Raw genomic sequence first — 19,409 nt, forward strand, 5'->3', positions numbered from 1 at the left:
AAGCGGCTGCCATGGGACCGGGGGCGGCAGGAAGCAGGGCCTTGTGTCATTCCAGCGCAGCATTGATGCCAGCGCTGCGCTGGAATGGCATAAAACACACCTCTGCAACCGCACCGTCCTACGGAACGTGTTTGTCGCGGTGAGGCGCAATGAAGCGCGCCGCGAATACCGAACAGGAGATGCTATGACCATGTTCAATAAGGTCGTCAAAGAATTCCAATGGGGCGGCCATAAGGTCCGCATGGAGACGGGTGAGATCGCCCGTCAGGCGAGCGGCGCTGTGCTGCTCGACATGGACGACACCGTCGTGCTCGCCACCGTGGTGGGCGCCAAGAACCCGAAGCCGGGCCAGGACTTCTTCCCGCTGACCGTCGATTACCTCGAGAAGACCTACGCCGCCGGCAAGATCCCGGGTGGCTTCTTCAAGCGCGAAGGCCGTCCGTCGGAAAACGAAACGCTGACCTCGCGTCTGATCGATCGTCCGCTGCGTCCGCTGTTCCCCGAAGGCTTCTACAACGAAGTCCAAGTCGTGATCCACGTGCTGTCGATGAACCCGGAAGTGCCGGCTGACATTCCGGCGCTGGTGGCGGCTTCGGCTGCGCTGGCTGTGTCGGGCCTGCCGTTCAACGGCCCAGTGGGCGCTGCCCGCGTGGGTTACAAGGATGGCCAATACCTGCTGAACCCGAATCGTGCCCAACTCGCGCATTCGGAGTTGGACCTGGTTGTGGCCGGTACCGAGCGTGCCGTGCTGATGGTCGAATCGGAAGCGCAGCAGCTGTCGGAAGAGGTCATGCTGGGCGCCGTGGTGTACGGCCACGAGCAGATGCAGATCGCCATCAACGCGATCCACGAGCTGGTGCGCGACGGCGGTAAGCCCGAGTGGGATTGGCAAGCCGCTCCGAAGAACGAAGCGCTGGTCGCCAAGGTGTCCGAACTGGGCCTGGCCGATCTGCAAGCCGCTTACCAACTGCGCCAGAAGTCGGCTCGCAGCCAGAAGCTGAAGGAAGTCTACAAGTCGGTTGCGGCTAAGCTGGCCGAAGCCGGTGTGGAAGCCGACGGCGTGGAAGTCGACAACATCCTGTTCGAACTCGAATCGAAGATCGTCCGCGGCCAGATCCTGAACGGCGAGCCGCGTATCGACGGCCGCGACACCCGCACGGTGCGCCCGATCGAGATCCGTTCGTCGGTGCTGCCGCGTGCGCACGGCTCGGCCCTGTTCACGCGCGGTGAAACGCAAGCGCTGGTGGTGGCCACGCTCGGCACCAAGAGCGACGAGCAGATCATCGACGCGCTGCAAGGCGAATACCGTGATCGCTTCATGCTTCACTACAACATGCCGCCGTTCGCCACGGGCGAAACCGGCCGCGTGGGCAGCCCGAAGCGCCGTGAAGTCGGCCACGGTCGTCTGGCCAAGCGCGCGCTGATCCCGGTGCTGCCGAAGGACGACGAATTCGCTTACACGATCCGTCTGGTGTCGGAAATCACCGAGTCGAACGGCTCGTCGTCGATGGCTTCGGTGTGCGGCGGTTCGCTGGCACTGATGGATGCTGGCGTGCCCCTCAAGGCGCACGTGGCCGGCGTGGCCATGGGCCTGATCCTGGAAGACAACAAGTTCGCTGTGCTGACCGACATCCTGGGTGACGAAGATCACCTGGGCGACATGGACTTCAAGGTGGCGGGTACCGATGCCGGTATCACTGCGCTGCAGATGGACATCAAGGTGCAGGGCATCACCAAGGAAATCATGCAGGTCGCGCTGGCGCAAGCCAAGGAAGGCCGTCTGCACATCCTGGGCAAGATGCAGGCTGCCATGGGCGGCGCACGCACCGAGCTGTCGGAGCACGCTCCGCGCATGATCACCGTCAAGATCAACCCGGAGAAGATCCGCGACGTGATCGGCAAGGGCGGTTCGACCATCCAGGCGCTGACCAAGGAAACCGGCTGCACGATCGACATCCAGGAAGACGGCACGATCACCATCGCGTCGACTTCGTCGGAAGGCATGGCAGAAGCCAAGCGTCGCATCGAAGGCATCACGGCCGAAGCCGAAGTGGGCAAGATCTACAACGGCACGGTTCTGAAGCTGCTGGACTTCGGCGCGATCGTGAACATCCTGCCGGGCAAGGACGGTCTGCTGCACATCTCGGAAATCGCCAACGAGCGCGTGAACCAGGTTTCCGACTATGTGAAGGAAGGCCAGGCCGTGCGCGTGAAGCTGCTGAGCACTGACGAGAAGGGTCGCATGCGTCTGTCGATCAAGGCTGCCAAGGCTGAAGAAGGCGACGTGCCTGCCGCTGCACCGCAAGCCCCGGGTGCTGGCGACGCTGCCTCGCAACAACAGCAGCAACAACAGCAGTAAGCGAGCGGTTTTCGCCAAGAAAAACGCTGGACGATGTCCAGCCGTTTTTTTGTTTACACTGCGTCGCGAGTTCCCTCCCGTTGTCTCTTCGCGCCCCATCATGAGCCGCCTGTTCGAGCAAAACCGCATCGCCATCGTCTGGGATTTCGACAAGACGCTGATTCCGCGCTACATGCAAGTGCCGTTGTTCGACCGTTTCAATATCGCCGAGCAGGGTTTCTGGGACGAAGTGGCCGCGGGCGCGCGCGAAATCGAATCGCGCGGCCAGAAGGTCAACCAGGAAACGTTCTACCTCAACGTGCTGCTGCGCCATGTGCGCGACGGACGCATGGGTGGCCTCGACAACGCCACGCTGCGCGAACTGGGCGCTGAACTCGAATTTTTTCCCGGCGTGACCGATTTCTTCGAGCGCAGCAAGGCGTGGGTGCGCGACAACGCGGCCTACCAGGCGTTCGACATCAAGCTGGAGCACTACATTGTCAGCACCGGCCTGACGGAGATGATCAAGGGTTCGCCCATCGCCCCATACATCGACGGGGTATGGGGCTGCGAATTCCTGGAGGCGCCCGATTCGAACGCAAATGGCAGGCCGGTCATCTCGGAAGTCATCTACGCCATCGACAACACCACCAAGACGCGGGCGCTGTTCGAGATCAACAAGGGCGTCAACAAGCACCCGGAAGCGGTGAGCGTGAACTCGTCGATTGCCGAGGACGAGCGCCGCGTGCCCTTCGCCAACATGATTTACGTGGCTGACGGGCCGAGCGATATTCCGGCGTTTTCGGTTGCCCGCAAGGGCGGCGGCCGGACGTATGCGGTCTACAACCCCGAGAGCCCTCGCTCATTCGAACAGGCCGACAATTTGCGTGCGGATGATCGCGTCGACATGCTCGGCCCGGCCGACTATCGCGCTGGCTCGCCGACGGAGATGTGGCTTAAGTTGCATATCGGCAAGATCGCCGACGGCATCGTCCACGGCAAACAAGAAATCATGCGCGAGACGACGCGTGGCATTCCGCAGCACTTTGTCGAGCCCAAGCGCAGCGTCTCGTAACTCAAGCACTGCGTCTCAACCTCATTGATCCGATTCCCATGAAAGCGATTGAAATCACGCAATACGGTGGTCCCGAAGTGTTGCAGCTTGGTGAGCGGCCGATGCCGGAAGCCAAGGCGGGTGAAGTGCTGATCCGCGTGCGCGCTGCAGGCGTGAACCGGCCCGATGTGTTCCAGCGTACGGGCAACTACCCGGTGCCGCCCGGCGCCTCGGATATTCCGGGGCTTGAGGTTGCGGGCGAGATCGTCAGCGGAGATTTGGCGCACGCCGACAATCGCTACGGCTTGAAGGTGGGCGATCGCGTCTGTGCGCTGGTGCAAGGCGGCGGCTATGCAGAGTTCTGCACGGCGCCGCTGGGCCAAGTGCTCCCGGTGCCGGCCGGCTTGTCCGATGTCGAGGCCGCTGCATTGCCCGAGAACTACTTCACCGTGTGGTCAAACGTATTCGACCGCGGCTTGCTGGGGCGGGGTGCGCACGGCGCCGATGAAACGCTGCTCGTGCAGGGCGGCTCCAGCGGCATCGGCACGACGGCGATTCAGATCGCCTCCGCATTGGGTCACCGCGTGTTTGCCACCGCCGGTAGCGCCGACAAGTGTGACGCCTGCGTCGAACTCGGCGCCACGCGCGCCATCAATTACAAGACCGAAGATTTCGCCGAAATCGTCAAGGCCGACACTGGGCGCGGCGTCGACGTGGTGCTCGACATGGTCGGCGGCAGCTATGTCGCGCGCGAAATCGCCTGCACCGCCGACGACGGCCGCATCGTCTTGATTGCGCTGTTGGGCGGTGCCAAGGCCGAAGTGCCGCTCGGCGACATCCTGCGTCGGCGCATCACGCTGACGGGCTCGACGCTGCGGCCGCGCCCCGTGGCATTCAAGGCGGCCATCGCCGCCAATCTGTATGAAACGGTCTGGCCGTTGCTGTCGTCAGGGCGCATCAAGCCGGTCGTGCACGAGGTCATGCCGGCCGCGCAGGCGGCGCAGGCGCATGCCTTGATGGAATCGAGTGCGCATATCGGCAAGATCATGTTGGTTTGGGATTGACATCCAAGATGCCGAAATTGACCCTGTTTTTACCGCCACGGTAGAATGCCGGGTTTATTTGACAGTCGACCGGGCAAAACGTGAACGCAAGACCGAAGCTGGTGGTGGGCAACTGGAAGCTGCATGGCAGCCTGAGCGCGAACGCTGCGCTGCTTGACCAAATCAAGGCGGCAGGCAAAACCAACGCCACACTCGCTGTGTGTGCGCCGTTTCCGTACCTGGCTCAGTGCCAGTCCTTGCTCGCCGGTTCCGCAGTGGGCTGGGGGGCGCAGGACGTGTCGGCCGAAACGCGGGGTGCCTTCACGGGCGAAGTCGCCGCATCCATGCTGTCGGAATTTGGCTGCGGCTACGTGATCGTCGGTCACTCTGAGCGTCGCTCGTACCACGGCGAAACCGACGCGCAAGTGGCGACCAAGGCGCTGCGTGCGCTCGAACACGGCATCACTCCGATCGTCTGCGTAGGCGAAACGCTGGCGCAACGCGAAGCGGGTGAGACCGAGCAGGTGGTCGCCAACCAGCTGGACGCGGTGCTGGAGGCGCTGTCGGTCGAACAGCTCGGTCGTATCGTCGTGGCGTACGAGCCGGTTTGGGCCATCGGCACGGGCAAGACCGCAACGAGCGAGCAGGCGCAGGCTGTGCACGCGTTCCTGCGCGCACGTGTTGCTGCCCGCGACGCTGGCGTGGCGCAGCGCATGGCGATTCTGTACGGCGGCAGCGTCAAGCCGGACAATGCTGGCGAGTTGTTTGCAATGGCGGACATCGATGGCGGCCTGATCGGAGGCGCATCGCTGAAGGCAGAAGATTTTCTGGCGATCGGTCGCGCATAAACGACGGATCGGGTCGCCATGTCTTCCATGTGCGACCGCAACATATTATTGAGAGAAACGAAATGGCAATTCTGAAAACTCTGCTGCTGGTTGCGCAAATTCTGAGCGCGCTCGGCGTGATCGGCCTGGTGCTGCTGCAACATGGCAAGGGCGCGGATGTTGGGGCGGCGTTTGGATCCGGCGCCTCAGGCAGCTTGTTTGGCGCGACGGGGTCGGCCAACTTCCTGTCGCGTACGACGGCCGTCCTGGCTACGGTCTTTTTCATTGCCACGCTGGCGTTGACATTGATCGGCACCAGCAAGGGCAGCGTGTCGGCGGGTGTGATGGGTTCGGTCGCGCCTGTTACGTCCACGGCGTCAGCCCCTGCGGCTTCGGCTCCTGCCGCCGCGTCGGGTGCGGCTTCCGCGCCCGCTGTCCCGAAGTAATTTGATGTAACGATGGCGGCGCGCCGTTGAGGTTTTCCGGCGTGTCGCGATACATAAGATTTTTGTTTGTGCATTGAACAAAAGCGTTGCTTTGCGGTAGAATGCAAGGCTTGGAACAATACGGGAAACGGCAAGGGCGTTAAGTCTCAACCGGCTTCCTGATAGAGTTTCTTCCCCCAGCCGACGTGGTGAAATTGGTAGACACGCTATCTTGAGGGGGTAGTGGCGAAAGCTGTGCGAGTTCGAGTCTCGCCGTCGGCACCAATCAAATTCGGGGTCTGTTCAACGGGATGTTCCGCGCAGGCCCCTCCGCAAGGCGACGCGCTGTCGAGGCGTCGTAAGGCTGCGGACCCGGCGCCTTCGATGGGGCGACAAGGCGCCGCCTGCGGGCAGTGCTGTTGCAACCATTCAAAAAGGCGGGCGTCCCTTGAACCTCGAAGCCTATTTCCCCGTACTGTTGTTCATCGTTGTCGGCGTTGGCCTTGGCCTTGCTCTGATGACCATCGGCCGAGTTCTCGGTCCGAACAATCCCGATCCTGACAAGCTCTCGCCGTACGAGTGCGGCTTCGAAGCATTCGAAGACGCGCGCATGAAGTTCGACGTGCGCTATTACCTCATCGCCATCCTGTTCATCCTGTTCGATCTGGAGACCGCGTTCCTTTTCCCTTGGGGCGTGGCGCTGCGCGAGATCGGCTGGCCGGGATTCTTCGCGATGGGCGTGTTTCTTCTCGAGTTTCTCGTGGGCTTCGTCTACATCTGGAAAAAAGGCGCGCTCGATTGGGAGTGATGTGAAATGGCGATCGAAGGCGTACTCAACGAAGGCTTTGTCACGACAACCGCTGACAAGCTGATCAACTGGACCCGTACTGGGTCCCTGTGGCCGATGACGTTCGGCCTGGCGTGCTGCGCGGTGGAAATGATGCACGCAGGCGCATCCCGTTACGACCTGGACCGTTTCGGCGTGGTGTTCCGTCCGTCGCCGCGTCAGTCCGACGTGATGATCGTGGCCGGCACGCTGTGCAACAAGATGGCGCCGGCGCTGCGCAAGGTGTACGACCAGATGGCCGAGCCTCGCTGGGTCATCTCGATGGGTTCGTGCGCGAACGGCGGCGGCTACTACCACTACTCGTATTCTGTCGTTCGCGGCTGTGATCGCATCGTGCCGGTCGACGTGTACGTGCCCGGTTGCCCGCCGACGGCCGAAGCGCTGATCTACGGCATCATCCAGTTGCAGGCCAAGATCCGCCGCACCAACACCATTGCGCGCAAGGCCTGACATGACCGAGAAGCTTGCCACCCTGAAGGTCGCGCTGGAAAAGGCGCTGGGTAATCGCGTTCAAAGCCTGACCGAGTCGATCGGCGAACTCACTCTCGTAGTGAAGGCTGCCGATTACTACGACGTCATGCACACGCTGCGCGACGATGTCTCGCTCAAATTCGAGCAACTGATCGACCTGTGTGGCGTCGATTATGCCGACTACGGCGACGGCGCCTGGAACGGCCCGCGTTTTGCCGCTGTGTCGCATCTGCTCTCGATCACGCACAACTGGCGCGTTCGCGTGCGCGTGTTCGCGCCGGACGACGACCTGCCCGTGGTGTCGTCAGTGACCACGATCTGGAATTCCGCCGATTGGTACGAGCGGGAAGCCTTCGACTTGTACGGACTCGTTTTCGAAGGCCATCCGGATCTGCGCCGCATCCTGACCGACTACGGCTTCATTGGCCATCCGTTCCGCAAGGACTTCCCCGTGTCGGGTTACGTTGAAATGCGTTACGACCCGGTGCAGCGCCGTGTGGTGTATCAGCCGGTAACCATCGAGCCGCGCGAGATTACGCCGCGTGTGATCCGCGAGGATCAATACGGTGGTCTGAAGCACTGAAGGGCGCCCGATCATGGCAGATATCAAGAACTACACCCTGAACTTCGGTCCGCAACACCCGGCCGCACACGGCGTGCTACGCCTTGTGCTTGAGCTGGACGGCGAAGTCATTCAACGTGCCGACCCGCACATTGGTCTGCTGCATCGCGCGACGGAAAAGCTCGCCGAACAGAAGACCTGGATTCAAAGCGTGCCGTACATGGACCGTCTCGACTACGTGTCGATGATGGTCAACGAGCACGCCTACGTGATGGCAATCGAGCGCCTGCTGGGTCTCGAGGTGCCGCTGCGCGCCCAGTACATCCGCGTCATGTTCGACGAGATCACGCGGATCATGAACCATCTGATGTGGATCGGTTCGCACGCGCTGGACGTGGGCGCCATGGCGGTGTTCCTGTACGCCTTCCGCGAGCGCGAAGATCTGTTCGATATGTACGAGGCGGTGTCAGGCGCGCGCATGCACGCGGCCTACTACCGTCCGGGCGGCGTGTATCGCGACCTGCCCGATACCATGCCGCAATACAAGGCATCCAAGGTGCGCAACGAGAAGGCCTTGGCCGCCCTGAACGAAACGCGTTCGGGCTCGCTGCTGGACTTCATTGAAGACTTCACCAACCGCTTCCCGACGTACGTTGACGAATACGAAACGCTGCTAACCGACAACCGGATTTGGAAGCAGCGCCTGGTTGGCATCGGCGTGGTGAGCCCGGAGCGCGCACTGAACAAGGGCTTCTCCGGCGCGATGCTGCGCGGTTCGGGCATCGAATGGGATGTGCGCAAGAAGCAGCCGTACGAGGTGTACGACCGCATCGATTTCGACATCCCGGTCGGCGTGAACGGCGATTGCTACGACCGTTATCTGGTGCGCGTGGAAGAAATGCGCCAGAGCAATCGCATCATTCGTCAGTGCATCGAATGGCTGCGCAAAAATCCAGGCCCGGTGATCACCGACAACCACAAGGTGGCGCCGCCGTCGCGCGTGGACATGAAGACCAACATGGAAGAGCTGATTCACCACTTCAAGCTCTTCACCGAAGGTATGCATGTGCCAGAAGGCGAGGCATATGCCGCCGTTGAGCACCCGAAGGGCGAATTCGGCATCTATGCCATCTCCGACGGCGCCAACAAACCGTACCGCCTGAAGATCCGCGCCCCAGGCTTCGTTCATCTGGCCGCGCTCGACGAAATGGCGAAGGGTCACATGATCGCCGATGCGGTGACGATCATCGGTACGCAAGACATCGTGTTTGGCGAGATCGATCGCTGAACCCGCAGGAAACAACGGTTTGACGCGCAGGCAAGCGCGGCTGTGAAACGAGGACGCACGCCGGGGTAAGGCAGTCAGGTAATACGCCCCGCGTCCCGCACCAATCGCAACGAACATGCTATCAGCAGAAGCTCTCAAGGAAATCGACCGGGCGGTCGCGAAATATCCCGCCGACCAGAAGCAGTCCGCCGTGATGGCGGCGCTGGCGGTCGCGCAGAGCGAGAAAGGCTGGGTCTCGCCCGAAGTCATGCAGTTCGTGGCCGAGTACCTCGAAATGCCGCCGGTGTGGGTCGAGGAAGTGGCGACGTTCTACAACATGTACGACACCAAGCCGGTCGGCCGATTCAAGCTGTCGGTGTGCACGAACTTGCCGTGCGCGCTGTCCGGCGGCGAACGTGCTGCCGACTACCTGAAGAAGAAGCTGGGCATCGGTTTCAACGAGACCACGGCCGACGGCAACTTCACGCTGAAGGAAGGCGAGTGCATGGGCGCGTGCGGTGATGCACCGGTCATGATCGTCAACAACACCCACATGTGCAGCTTCATGAGCAACGAGAAGCTCGACGCGCTGATCGCCGACCTCCAGTCGAAGGCGCCGACCACCGGAGCAGGCAAGTAAATGACCTCCCTGCACGATCGACATATCCAGCCGTTGATTCTCGCCGGTCTGAACGGCGACAACTGGCACCTCGAAGATTACGTCAAGCGTGGCGGCTATCAGCAGCTCAAACGCATCCTTACCGAGAAGATCACCCCCGAGCAAGTCATTGCCGACGTGAAAGCCTCGGGCCTCCGCGGCCGTGGCGGTGCAGGCTTCCCCACCGGCCTGAAGTGGAGCTTCATGCCGCGCCAGTTCCCGGGCCAGAAATACCTGGTCTGCAACACGGATGAAGGTGAGCCGGGCACGTTCAAGGATCGCGACATCATCCGTTACAACCCGCACGCGCTGATCGAAGGTATGGCCATCGGCGGCTACGCGATGGGCATTACCGTGGGGTACAACTACATCCACGGCGAGATCTGGAACGAATACAAGATCTTCGAACAGGCACTGGAAGAGGCGCGCGCTGCGGGCTTCCTCGGTGACAACATCCTGGGCTCCGGCTTCAACTTTCAGCTGCATGCGCACCATGGCTATGGCGCGTACATCTGCGGTGAAGAGACCGCACTGCTCGAGTCGCTGGAAGGCAAGAAGGGCCAGCCGCGTTTCAAGCCGCCGTTCCCGGCGAGCTTTGGCCTGTACGGCAAGCCGACCACCATCAATAACACCGAAACCTTTGCCGCGGTGCCGTTCCTGCTGGCCATCGGTCCGGATAACTACTTGAAGATGGGCAAGCCGAACAACGGCGGCTCGAAGATCTTCTCTGTGTCTGGCGACGTGGAGCGTCCGGGCAACTACGAGATTCCGCTCGGTACGCCGTTCTCCAAGCTGCTGGAGCTCGCCGGCGGCATGCGCGGTGGCAAGAAGCTTAAGGCTGTGATCCCGGGTGGATCGTCGGCGCCGGTGGTGCCGGCTGATCTGATGATGGCCTCCGACATGGACTACGACTCGATCGCCAAGGCGGGTTCGATGCTCGGCTCGGGCGCCGTCATCGTGATGGACGAAACGCGCTGCATGGTGAAGTCGCTGCTGCGTCTGTCGTATTTCTATTACGAAGAGTCGTGCGGCCAGTGCACGCCGTGCCGTGAGGGCACCGGCTGGCTGTACCGCGTCGTCGATCGCATCGAGCACGGCAAGGGCCGCCAGGAAGATCTGGACCTGCTGAACAACGTGGCTGAAAACATCATGGGCCGGACCATTTGCGCGCTCGGCGATGCCGCCGCGATGCCGGTCCGCGGCATGCTCAAGCACTACTGGGACGAGTTCGCGTATCACGTCGAACACAAGCAGTGCATGGTGCCCACCTACATTTAAGCGTGGCAGAACATGGTTGAAATCGAAATCGATGGCAAGAAGGTCGAGGTTGCTGAAGGCAGCCTGGTGATGGAGGCGGCTCGCCAGACGGGCACCTACATTCCTCACTTCTGCTATCACCGCAAACTGTCTGTCGCGGCTAACTGCCGGATGTGCCTGGTCGAGGTCGAGAAGGCGCCCAAGGCGCTGCCGGCCTGCGCCACGCCCGTCACCGCGGGCATGAAGGTCTTCACGAATTCCGAGAAGGCGGTGAAGGCGCAGAAGTCCGTGATGGAGTTCCTGCTGATCAACCACCCGCTGGATTGCCCGATCTGCGATCAGGGCGGCGAGTGCCAGTTGCAGGACTTGGCTGTGGGTTACGGCAAGTCTGAATCGCGCTACCAGGAAGAAAAGCGTGTGGTGTTCCACAAGAATGTGGGCCCGCTGATCTCCATGGAAGAGATGACGCGCTGCATTCACTGCACGCGCTGCGTCCGTTTCGGTCAGGAAATTGCCGGCGTGATGGAACTGGGCATGCTCAATCGCGGCGAGCATTCCGAGATCACGACGTTTGTCGGTCAGACTGTTGACTCCGAGTTGTCGGGCAACATGATCGACCTGTGCCCCGTTGGCGCGCTGACCAGCAAGCCGTTCCGCTATTCGGCCCGTACGTGGGAACTGGCACGCCGCAAGTCGGTGTCGCCGCACGATGGCCTGGGCGCCAACGTGATCGTCCAGACAAAGAATCAGCGCGTGATGCGCGTTCTGCCGCTGGACAACGAAGCCATCAACGAATGCTGGCTGTCTGACAAGGACCGCTTCGCCTATGAAGGCGTGAACAGCGACGACCGCCTGACCCAGCCGATGCTCAAGCAAGGCGGTCAGTGGAACGCGGTCGACTGGACCACCGCGCTGGAATACGTGGCCAACGGCCTCAATGAGATCAAGCGTGATCACGGTGCCGAGCAGATCGGTGCACTGGCAAGCCCGCACAGCACGCTGGAAGAACTCTTCCTGTTGCAAAAGCTGGTGCGCGGCATTGGCAGCGACAACGTCGATTTCCGTCTGCGTCAGTCCGATTTCTCGGTCAAGCCGACGGGCGCTCCGTGGCTCGGCATGCCGATCGCCGACGTGTCGCTGCTGCAGCGTACGCTGATCGTAGGCTCTTTCTTGCGCAAGGATCACCCGCTGCTGGCCGCGCGTCTGCGTCAGGCAGGCAAGAAGGGTGCGCAACTGAGCGTGATTGGCGCAGGTGGCGAAGATTTGCTGATGCCTGCTACGCAGTTGCTGGGCGCGCCGTCGCAATGGCTGTCGCTGCTGTCGCAAGTTGCGGTGGCGGTGGCGGCTGCCAACAACGTTGCCCGCCCGGGTGGCACCGATAGCATCGAAGCCGGTGACGTTGCGAAGCGCATCGCTGCAAGCCTGGCGTCGGGAGAACGTAAGGCTGTGTTCCTCGGTAACGCTGCTGTGGCGCATCCGCAGTTCTCGCAACTGCATGCGCTGGCCCAGTGGGTGGCGCAGCAGACCGGCGCGACGCTGGGTTTCCTGACGGAAGCGGCCAACACCGTGGGCGGCTACATTGCCGGTGCGTTGCCGCAAGGCAATGGTCTGGACGCCGCCGCCATGCTGGCGCAACCGCGTCGCGCTTACGTGCTGCTGGGCGCTGAGCCGGAATTCGATACTGCGAACCCCGTGCAGGCCCGTGCCGCACTGGACCAGGCTGACACCGTGATCGTGCTCGCTCCGTTTGCTTCCCGCGCTGCACTCGAGTACGCAGATGTGCTGCTGCCGACGGCTCCGTTCACGGAAACCTCGGGCACGTTCATCAACTGCGAAGGCCTGCCACAAAGCTTCAACGGCGTTGTGCGCGGCCTGGGCGATTCGCGTCCCGCCTGGAAGGTTCTGCGCGTGCTGGGCAACCTGCTGAACGTCCCGGGCTTCGAATACGACAGCTCGGAAGTGGTGCGCGACGAGGTGCTGGCCAAGCCGGTCAGCGAGCGTTTGTCGAACGCGACGACCGCACAGACCGCCGCGCCTGCTGCCGCTGCGGCAGGCATCGAACGTCTGGCCGATGTGCCGATCTACCACGCCGACCCGATCGTGCGTCGTGCGGGCTCCCTGCAACTGACGGCTGCAGCACGCGCCGCAGTGCGCGCTGGCGTGCCGGCAGATCTCTATGCACAGCTGGGCCTGGTCAACGGTGATGCCGTGCGCGTGACGCAAGGGCAGACCAGTGTGGTGCTGCCGGCAGTGCTGGACAAGTCGCTGGCTTCCGGCGTGATCCGTGTGCCCGCGGCGACCGAGGCGTCGGCGCAGCTGGGTGCCATGTTCGGTGCGGTAAGCGTTGAGAAGGTTGAATCGTCCGCGCTGGCGGCTACGGTGTAAGGGTCAACATGATCGAGTCGATTACTTCTTTCGGTACCGCCACCTTCGGTGGGTGGTGGCCGCTGATCTGGACGCTAGTCCGTGCGGTCTGCATCATTCTGCCGCTGCTGCTGTGCGTGGCTTACCTGATCCTGTGGGAGCGCAAGCTCATCGGCTGGATGCACGTGCGTCTGGGCCCGAACCGTGTGGGCCCGATGGGCCTGCTGCAGCCGATTGCCGACGTGCTGAAGCTGCTACTCAAGGAAGTCATGGTGCCGAGCGCTGTCAGCCGTGGCATGTACATCATTGCGCCGCTGATGGTGCTGATGCCCGCTGTTGCGATCTGGGCGGTGATTCCGTTCCAGGCCGAGGCGATGGTGTCGAACATCAACGCCGGCCTGCTGTACGTGATGGCGATCAGCTCTGTAGGCGTGTACGGCGTGATTCTGGCGGGCTGGGCTTCGAACTCGAAGTACGCGTTCCTCGGTGCGATGCGTGCCTCGGCACAGATGATTTCGTACGAAATCGCGATGGGCTTCGCGCTTGTGACGGTGCTGATGGTGACGGGCAGCCTGAACCTGTCGGACATCGTCAACTCGCAGAACCGCGGTTTCTTTGCAGGTCACGGTATCAACATCCTGTCGTGGAACTGGCTGCCGCTGCTGCCGATGTTCGGCGTCTACTTCATCTCGGGTGTGGCTGAAACGAACCGCCACCCGTTCGATGTGGTGGAAGGCGAATCCGAAATCGTGGCCGGCCACATGATTGAGTACTCGGGCATGGCGTTCGCGCTGTTCTTCCTGGCCGAGTACATCAACATGATCGTGATCTCGGCGCTGACCGCAACGCTGTTCCTGGGCGGCTGGGCGTCGCCGATCGACGCACCGGTGCTGAACTGGATTCCGGGCTTCTTCTGGCTGCTGATCAAGGTTTTCCTGCTGCTGTCGGTCTTCATCTGGCTGCGCGCATCGTTCCCGCGTTATCGCTACGACCAGATCATGCGCCTGGGCTGGAAGATCTTCATTCCGCTCACCGTGGGCTGGCTTGTCGTCGTCGCCATCTGGTTGGTGTCGCCGTGGAACATCTGGAAGTAACGGGACAATAGGAAGGCACCATGTTGCTTGCCATCAAGGAATTCTTTAACAGCCTGCTCCTGAAGGAACTCTTCAAGGGCCTGGCGCTGACTGGGCGCTACCTGTTTGCGCGCAAGATCACTGTTCTCTTTCCGGAAGAGAAGACGCCGCTGTCGCCGCGTTTCCGCGGTCTGCATGCACTGCGTCGCTATCCGAACGGCGAAGAACGCTGCATCGCTTGCAAACTGTGCGAAGCCGTGTGCCCAGCCCTGGCCATCACGATCGAGTCGGATCAGCGCGACGACGGCACCCGCCGCACCACGCGCTATGACATCGACCTGACCAAATGCATTTTCTGCGGCTTCTGTGAAGAGGCTTGCCCGGTGGACGCCATCGTCGAGACGCACATCCTGGAATACCACGGTGAAAAGCGCGGCGACCTGTATTTCACCAAGGACATGCTGCTGGCCGTGGGTGATCGCTTCGAGCCGGAAATTGCGGCCAACAAGGCGGCCGACGCAAAGTACCGCTGATTCAAGACGTCCGCCGTGCAGTTGGAGTTGGCGGGCGTTGCAGTTGACATCCCGGTTGGACAACGGCTCTTCGAGAGCCAACCAGTTGCGGTGGCGTCAGGCCATCGCGGCTTCGGACAAGCGCGTGCCGCAAAACGGCCCGTGCCAGGATCATGGAAATCACGACGATCATCTTCTACTGTTTCGCGCTCGTGCTGGTGCTCGCAGCGCTGAAGGTCATCACCGCGAAGAACCCGGTGCACGCGGCGCTGTTCCTCGTGCTCTCGTTCTTCACCGCGGCGGCGATCTGGATGCTGCTCAAGGCGGAGTTCCTCGCCATCACGCTGGTGCTGGTCTACGTTGGGGCAGTGATGGTGCTGTTCCTGTTCGTGGTGATGATGATCGATATCGACATCGAACACCTGCGACGCGATTTCTGGACCTATGTGCCGATGGCAGCCTTCGTCGGCGTGGTCATCATCCTGGAAATGGCGGTCGTCTTGACCAAGACCTTCATGGGCCGCGTGCAGCCCGTGCAGGAGCTGCCGAAGGGCTTTACCGGCCCGAACACGCAAGCGCTCGGGAAGCTCATCTACACCGATTACATCTATGCCTTTGAAGTGGCCGGCGCGGTGCTGCTGCTGGCGATTGTCGCCGCCGTGGCCCTGACCGCTCGCCGTCGCAAGGACACCAAGGCACAGAACGTGTCCGATCAAATCCGCGTGAAGCGCAAGGACCGCGTGCGTCTGGTCTCGATGCCGGCGGAAAAGTCGGCTGGCGCAGCTTCAGCTGAATCCAAGAGCTGAGCCCCGGGAGAACCCATATGTCTTCGCTATCCCTTGCCCATTACCTCGTGCTCGGCGCGGTGCTGTTTGCCATCAGCATCGTCGGCATCTTCCTGAACCGCAAGAACGTCATCGTGCTGCTGATGGCGATCGAACTGATGCTGCTGGCGGTCAACCTGAACTTCGTCGCGTTCTCCCACTACTTGGGCGATCTGGCGGGGCAGGTGTTCGTGTTTTTCATCCTGACGGTGGCCGCGGCGGAATCCGCGATTGGTCTCGCCATCCTGGTGGTGCTGTTCCGTAATCTGGACACCATCAACGTCGACGATCTGGACAGCCTCAAGGGCTGACCTCCGCATCCACCTATAAGAAGCGTTCCATGGCTACCACGCTCAATCCCAACCTGCTGCTGGCGATTCCGCTCGCGCCGCTGGCCGGCGCAGCGATCGCCGGGCTGTTCGGCACCAAGTTCTTTGGCGAGAAGATCGGCCGCACGGCATCCCACAGCGTCACCATCCTCGGTGTTGCGATCGCCTTCATCCTATCGGCGCTGACGTTGTCCGACGTCATCAATGGTGTCGGCTACAACGGCACCGTCTATGAGTGGATGACGGTAGGCTCGCTGAAGATGGAAGTCGGCTTCCTCATCGATTCGCTCACGGCGATGATGATGTGCGTGGTGACCTTTGTCTCCCTGATGGTGCACATCTACACCATCGGCTACATGGCGGAAGACGACGGTTACAACCGGTTCTTCGCGTACATCTCGCTGTTCACCTTCTCGATGTTGATGCTCGTGATGAGCAACAACTTCCTGCAGCTGTTCTTCGGCTGGGAAGCGGTGGGTCTGGTGTCGTACCTCCTGATCGGCTTCTGGTTCAAGCGTCCGACGGCCATCTACGCCAACATGAAGGCGTTCCTGGTCAACCGCGTGGGCGACTTTGGGTTCGTGCTCGGTATCGGCCTGCTGCTGGCGTACAGCGGTAGCCTGAGCTACGCCGACGTGTTCGCCGCCCGCGACAACCTGGCCACGATCGGCTTCCCGGGCACGGACTGGCACATGCTGACGGTGGCCTGCATCTGCCTGTTCATCGGCGCGATGGGTAAATCCGCGCAATTCCCGCTGCACGTGTGGCTGCCGGATTCGATGGAAGGCCCGACCCCGATTTCCGCACTGATTCACGCGGCCACAATGGTGACCGCGGGTATCTTCATGGTCGCGCGCATGTCCCCGCTGTTCGAGCTGTCGGACACCGCGCTGTCGTTCGTGCTGGTCATCGGCGCCATCACCGCGCTGTTCATGGGCTTCCTGGGCATCATCCAGACCGACATCAAGCGTGTGGTGGCGTACTCCACGCTGTCTCAGCTGGGCTACATGACCGTCGCGCTGGGCGCATCGGCATACCAAGTGGCCGTGTTCCACCTGATGACGCATGCCTTCTTTAAGGCGCTGCTGTTCCTGGGTGCCGGCTCGGTCATCATCGGCATGCACCACGATCAGGACATGCGCAATATGGGCGGCCTTCGCAAGTACATGCCAATCACGTGGCTGACGTCGCTGGTGGGTTCCTTGGCGCTGATTGGCACGCCGTTCTTCTCGGGCTTCTATTCCAAGGACTCGATCATCGAAGCGGTGCGTGAATCGCACTGCCGGGCGCAGGCTTCGCTTACTGGGCCGTGCTGGCGGGCGTGTTCGTGACCGCGTTCTACTCGTTCCGCATGTACTTCCTGGTGTTCCACGGTGAAGAGCGTTTCGGCAAGGCCCACGCCCACCATGACCATCATGAAGAGGAAGAGGGTGATCACGACCATCACCATGGTCTCGCGCCCGGTCAAAAACCGCACGAGTCGCCGTGGGTGGTGACGGTGCCGCTGGTGCTGTTGGCGATCCCGTCGGTCATCATCGGTGCAATGGCGATCCAGCCGATGCTGTTCGGCGAGTTCTTTAAGCACGGTGTGGTGTTCTCGGAAGTCATCTTCAACAGCGAAAACCATGAAGCCATGAAGGTGCTGGCCGAAGACTTCCACGGCTGGGTGGCGATGGCTCTGCACGGCTTCACGTCGGCACCGTTCATTCTGTTGGTGTCGGGTGTCGTGCTGTCGTGGTTCTTCTACTTGAAGCGTCCGGATATTCCGGCGGCGATCGCCAAGCGCTTCTCCGGCGTCTACAAGCTGCTGGACAACAAGTACTACATGGACAAGATCAACGAGATCGTCTTTGCCAACGGTGCGGTCAAGTTCGGCCGCGGCCTGTGGAAGGGCGGCGATCAAGGTGTGATCGACGGTGTTGTCGTGAACGGCAGCGCGCGTCTGGTGGGCTGGTTCGCGACGGTCGTGCGCCTGCTCCAGTCCGGCTTCATCTATGACTATGCGTTCGCGATGATCATCGGCACGGTTGGGCTGCTGACGTATTTCGTGTTCCTGGCAGGCAAATAAGGGATTACAAAAATGGTTCTGTCTTTTGCGATCTGGCTGCCGATCTTCTTCGGCGTGCTGGTGCTGGCCTCGGGCTCAGACCGCAATCCCGGTTATGTCCGCTGGATGTCGCTGATCGGCTCGCTGATCAGCTTTGTGATGACGTTGCCGCTGATCACGCGTTTCGACAAGACGACGGCTGCGATGCAGTTCGTCGAGAAGTCGTCGTGGATCGAGCGCTTCCACATCAGCTACTACTTGGGTGTCGACGGCATCTCGATGTGGTTCGTGGTGCTGACCGCGTTCATCACTGTCATCGTCGTCATCGCCGCCTGGGAAGTGATTACCGAGCGCGTGGCGCAGTACATGGCTGCGTTCCTGATTCTCTCGGGTCTGATGATCGGCGTGTTTGCGTCGCTCGACGGTCTGCTGTTCTACGTGTTCTTCGAAGCCACGCTGATCCCGATGTACATCATCATCGGCGTGTGGGGTGGCCCGAACCGCGTCTACGCAGCATTCAAGTTCTTCCTCTACACGCTGCTGGGCTCTTTGCTGACGCTAGTTGCGCTGCTGTACCTGTACTTCCACAGCGGCACGTTTGAAATCCTGCAGTGGCATCAGGTCAAGCTGTCGATGAACGAGCAGATCCTGATCTTCCTGGCGTTCTTCATGGCCTTTGCCGTGAAGGTGCCGATGTGGCCGGTGCACACCTGGCTGCCGGATGCTCACGTGGAAGCGCCGACCGGTGGTTCGGTGGTGCTGGCTGCCATCATGCTGAAGCTGGGTGCCTACGGTTTCCTGCGGTTCTCGCTGCCGATCGCGCCGGATGCCAGCCACAGCCTGTCCGCATTCATCATCGCGATCTCGCTGGTTGCCGTGATCTACATCGGTCTGGTGGCGCTCGTGCAGGCCGACATGAAGAAGCTGGTGGCGTATTCGTCGATCGCGCACATGGGCTTCGTCACGCTGGGCTTCTTCATCTTCAACGAGATCGGTGTGGAGGGCGCTATCGTCCAGATGATCTCGCACGGCTTCATCTCGGGCGCAATGTTCCTGTGCATTGGCGTGTTGTATGACCGCGTGCACTCGCGTCAGATCGCCGATTACGGCGGTGTGGTGAACACGATGCCGAAGTTCGCGGCGCTGTCGGTCTTCTTTGCGATGGCAAACTGCGGCCTGCCGGCAACCTCGGGTTTCGTCGGCGAGTTCATGGTCATCTTGGGTTCCGTGAAATTCAACTTCTGGATTGGCCTGTTGGCTGCGACGGCGCTGATCTTTGGCGCAGCGTATTCGCTGTGGATGGTCAAGCGCGTGATCTTCGGTGATGTGACCCACAAGCACGTGGCTGAGTTGAAGGACCTGAATTGCCGTGAGTTCTTCATGCTGGGCGTGCTCGCGATCGCCACCCTGTACATGGGCCTGTATCCGAAACCGTTCACCGATGTCATGCATGCGTCCGTGGTCAATCTGCTGATCCACGTGGCTCAGTCGAAGCTGTAAGCAGCGAGAAG

17 protein-coding genes, 1 tRNA gene and 1 pseudogene are annotated in these 19,409 nt (G+C 61.4%); all 19 read left to right on the forward strand.

Features of this window, described 5'->3' with window-relative positions:
* Window positions 1-184: 184 nt before the first annotated feature.
* Entirely contained in the window at window positions 185-2,359 is a 2,175-nt protein-coding gene (gene pnp, locus FUT88_RS19830; protein WP_147217680.1) for a polyribonucleotide nucleotidyltransferase, read from the forward strand.
* Between the two features lie 100 nt (window positions 2,360-2,459).
* Window positions 2,460-3,413, forward strand: coding sequence for an HAD family hydrolase (locus FUT88_RS19835; protein ID WP_147217682.1), 954 nt, complete (start codon window positions 2,460-2,462; stop codon window positions 3,411-3,413).
* Between the two features lie 38 nt (window positions 3,414-3,451).
* A complete protein-coding gene (locus FUT88_RS19840; RefSeq protein ID WP_147217684.1) occupies window positions 3,452-4,456 on the forward strand; it encodes an NAD(P)H-quinone oxidoreductase in 1,005 nt (334 codons plus the stop codon).
* Window positions 4,457-4,536: 80 nt separating this feature from the next.
* Entirely contained in the window at window positions 4,537-5,283 is a 747-nt protein-coding gene (gene tpiA / locus FUT88_RS19845) for a triose-phosphate isomerase (protein WP_147217686.1), read from the forward strand.
* Window positions 5,284-5,345: 62 nt separating this feature from the next.
* Window positions 5,346-5,708, forward strand: a complete 363-nt coding sequence (secG, locus tag FUT88_RS19850) for a preprotein translocase subunit SecG (protein WP_147217688.1) — start codon at window positions 5,346-5,348, stop codon at window positions 5,706-5,708.
* Window positions 5,709-5,887: 179 nt separating this feature from the next.
* Window positions 5,888-5,972, forward strand: a tRNA-Leu gene (locus tag FUT88_RS19855).
* Between the two features lie 163 nt (window positions 5,973-6,135).
* On the forward strand, window positions 6,136-6,495 hold the full coding sequence (locus FUT88_RS19860) for an NADH-quinone oxidoreductase subunit A (RefSeq protein WP_004630810.1): 360 nt from the start codon (window positions 6,136-6,138) through the stop codon (window positions 6,493-6,495).
* Between the two features lie 6 nt (window positions 6,496-6,501).
* Window positions 6,502-6,984 carry a NuoB/complex I 20 kDa subunit family protein gene (locus FUT88_RS19865; protein WP_004630808.1) on the forward strand — a complete coding sequence of 161 codons (483 nt, stop codon included), beginning with the start codon at window positions 6,502-6,504 and terminating at the stop codon, window positions 6,982-6,984.
* A gap of 1 nt (window position 6,985) precedes the next feature.
* Window positions 6,986-7,588 (forward strand): NADH-quinone oxidoreductase subunit C, encoded by a 603-nt coding sequence (locus tag FUT88_RS19870; protein WP_147217689.1) that lies wholly within the window; start codon window positions 6,986-6,988, stop codon window positions 7,586-7,588.
* Window positions 7,589-7,601: 13 nt separating this feature from the next.
* On the forward strand, window positions 7,602-8,855 hold the full coding sequence (locus tag FUT88_RS19875; protein ID WP_147217690.1) for an NADH-quinone oxidoreductase subunit D: 1,254 nt from the start codon (window positions 7,602-7,604) through the stop codon (window positions 8,853-8,855).
* Between the two features lie 115 nt (window positions 8,856-8,970).
* Window positions 8,971-9,474, forward strand: a complete 504-nt coding sequence (nuoE, locus tag FUT88_RS19880; RefSeq protein ID WP_045206189.1) for an NADH-quinone oxidoreductase subunit NuoE — start codon at window positions 8,971-8,973, stop codon at window positions 9,472-9,474.
* Complete coding sequence (nuoF, locus tag FUT88_RS19885) at window positions 9,475-10,770, forward strand: NADH-quinone oxidoreductase subunit NuoF (RefSeq protein ID WP_065858872.1); 1,296 nt, start codon at window positions 9,475-9,477, stop codon at window positions 10,768-10,770.
* Between the two features lie 12 nt (window positions 10,771-10,782).
* Entirely contained in the window at window positions 10,783-13,134 is a 2,352-nt protein-coding gene (gene nuoG / locus FUT88_RS19890; RefSeq protein ID WP_147217692.1) for an NADH-quinone oxidoreductase subunit NuoG, read from the forward strand.
* A gap of 8 nt (window positions 13,135-13,142) precedes the next feature.
* The gene (gene nuoH, locus FUT88_RS19895) at window positions 13,143-14,207 is read left to right on the forward strand and encodes an NADH-quinone oxidoreductase subunit NuoH (RefSeq protein ID WP_009241059.1); all 1,065 of its coding nucleotides are present in this window, start codon (window positions 13,143-13,145) and stop codon (window positions 14,205-14,207) included.
* Between the two features lie 20 nt (window positions 14,208-14,227).
* A complete protein-coding gene (gene nuoI / locus FUT88_RS19900) occupies window positions 14,228-14,719 on the forward strand; it encodes an NADH-quinone oxidoreductase subunit NuoI (RefSeq protein WP_003261939.1) in 492 nt (163 codons plus the stop codon).
* Window positions 14,720-14,871: 152 nt separating this feature from the next.
* Window positions 14,872-15,504, forward strand: coding sequence for an NADH-quinone oxidoreductase subunit J (locus tag FUT88_RS19905; protein ID WP_027681035.1), 633 nt, complete (start codon window positions 14,872-14,874; stop codon window positions 15,502-15,504).
* Window positions 15,505-15,521: 17 nt separating this feature from the next.
* On the forward strand, window positions 15,522-15,833 hold the full coding sequence (gene nuoK, locus FUT88_RS19910) for an NADH-quinone oxidoreductase subunit NuoK (protein ID WP_004630788.1): 312 nt from the start codon (window positions 15,522-15,524) through the stop codon (window positions 15,831-15,833).
* Between the two features lie 29 nt (window positions 15,834-15,862).
* A pseudogene (gene nuoL / locus FUT88_RS19915) lies at window positions 15,863-17,919 on the forward strand (NADH-quinone oxidoreductase subunit L).
* Window positions 17,920-17,931: 12 nt separating this feature from the next.
* Window positions 17,932-19,398 (forward strand): NADH-quinone oxidoreductase subunit M, encoded by a 1,467-nt coding sequence (locus FUT88_RS19920; protein WP_147217694.1) that lies wholly within the window; start codon window positions 17,932-17,934, stop codon window positions 19,396-19,398.
* The last annotated feature ends 11 nt before the right edge of the window (window positions 19,399-19,409 follow it).

Origin of the sequence: Ralstonia sp. TCR112 (assembly GCF_007997035.1) — a bacterium.
Lineage (GTDB): Bacteria > Pseudomonadota > Gammaproteobacteria > Burkholderiales > Burkholderiaceae > Ralstonia > Ralstonia edaphi.